This is a genomic window from Pseudomonas entomophila (assembly GCF_013523125.1).
Lineage (GTDB): Bacteria > Pseudomonadota > Gammaproteobacteria > Pseudomonadales > Pseudomonadaceae > Aquipseudomonas > Aquipseudomonas entomophila_B.
In genome coordinates this window covers 1-1,481 of record NZ_JAAMQJ010000090.1, presented here as the reverse complement: position 1 = coordinate 1,481, position 1,481 = coordinate 1, and the positions used below count along the sequence as shown (strand labels likewise).

1 protein-coding gene and 1 pseudogene are annotated in these 1,481 nt (G+C 65.2%); both read left to right on the top strand.

Going from position 1 to position 1,481, the window contains the following annotated elements:
* Nucleotides 1-230 (top strand): annotated as a pseudogene (locus G7007_RS22705) (hypothetical protein); the annotation flags it as partial.
* Between the two features lie 95 nt (nt 231-325).
* Nucleotides 326-1,481, top strand: a 1,156-nt coding sequence (locus tag G7007_RS22700) for a phage tail sheath subtilisin-like domain-containing protein (RefSeq protein ID WP_181105130.1), incomplete at its 3' end; no start/stop codon positions are given.

Here is a 1,481-nt window from a genome sequence, read left to right as displayed (position 1 = left end):
CAGTGCAAGCCTGGATGGATGCCACCAGTTTGGAGGCCAAGCCTGCAACCGAGAGCATTCTGGCCGAGGCCGCTGCCTGGAAGAAGGCTCTCTACGAGCTGCGCGCGCTGCGCCTGAAAGGCAAGCAGGACGTGCTGAAAGCCGCCACGCATGCTGCCGTCGAGACCATCGCCGATGCCACGATCGAAGCGATTCACGCAAGCGTACAAGGCATCGGCAACGTCGCCTGATCCCGCCGCCCACTCGTCATCCCCCAGGCCGCTACGCGGCTTTTTTTGTGCCCGGCCGCGCCCTGTCGCGGCCGCGTGCTTTCTGGAGTTTTTCAATGGCTCGATTCTTTCACGGCGTCACGGTCTCGAACGTCGACACCGGGGCGCGCAGCATTGCGCTGCCGTCTTCTTCGATCATCGGTCTGGTCGACACCTTCACCCCAGGCCCTGGTGCCTTGAGCACACCGACTGCGGCCGCCGGCGATCTGCTGCTGATCACCAACGAGCGCGAGGCGATCGCCGCCTGGGGCGCTGATGCGGCCATCACCAAGGCCTGCCAGGCGATTTTCGTTCGTGCCAAAGCGGTGATCGTCGCCTGCGGCGTGGCCAAGGGCGCCGATGCGGCCGCGCAGACTTCGGCCATCATTGGCGGGGTGCTGGCCAGTGGCAAGCGTAGCGGCCTGCAGGCGTTGCTGGACGGCAAGAGCCGCTTCAACGCCCAGCCGCGTCTGCTGATCGCGCCCAAGCACAGCGCGACCCTGGCGGTGGCCACGGCCATGGATGCACTGGCCGGCAAGCTGCGCGCGCTCGCCATCATCGACGGGCCGGGCACCACGGACGAGGCGGCCATGGCCTACGCCAAGAACTTCGGTTCCAGGCGCGTGTTCATGGTCGACCCTGGCGTGCAGTATTGGGACACCACCAAGAACGCCACCGTCGACGCGTCGGGTTCTGCCTATACCGCTGGCCTGTTCGCCTGGACTGATGCCGAGTACGGCTTCTGGGCCTCGCCGTCCAACAAGGAGTTCGTCGGCATCACCGGTACCACCCGTTCGGTCGAGTTCCTGGACGGCGACGAGACCTGCCGGGCCAACCTGCTGAACAACGCCAACATCACGACCATCATCCGTGAGGACGGCTACCGCCTGTGGGGCAACCGCACGCTGTCGAGCGATCCCAAGTGGGCCTTCGTCACTCGCGTGCGGACCATGGACATGGTCATGGACGCGATCCTGTACGGCCACCGCTGGGCGGTCGACCGAGGCATTACCGCGACCTACGTCAAGGACGTGACCGAGGGCCTGCAGGCGTTCATGCGCGACCTCAAGAATCAGGGCGCGATCATCAACTTCGAGGTGTACGCCGATCCCGTGCTGAACACCGCGACCCAGCTCGAGCAGGGCAAGGTGTACTGGAACATCCGTTTCACCGACGTGCCACCTGCCGAGAACCCCACTTTCCAAGTCGAGGTGACCAACCAGTGGCTCACCG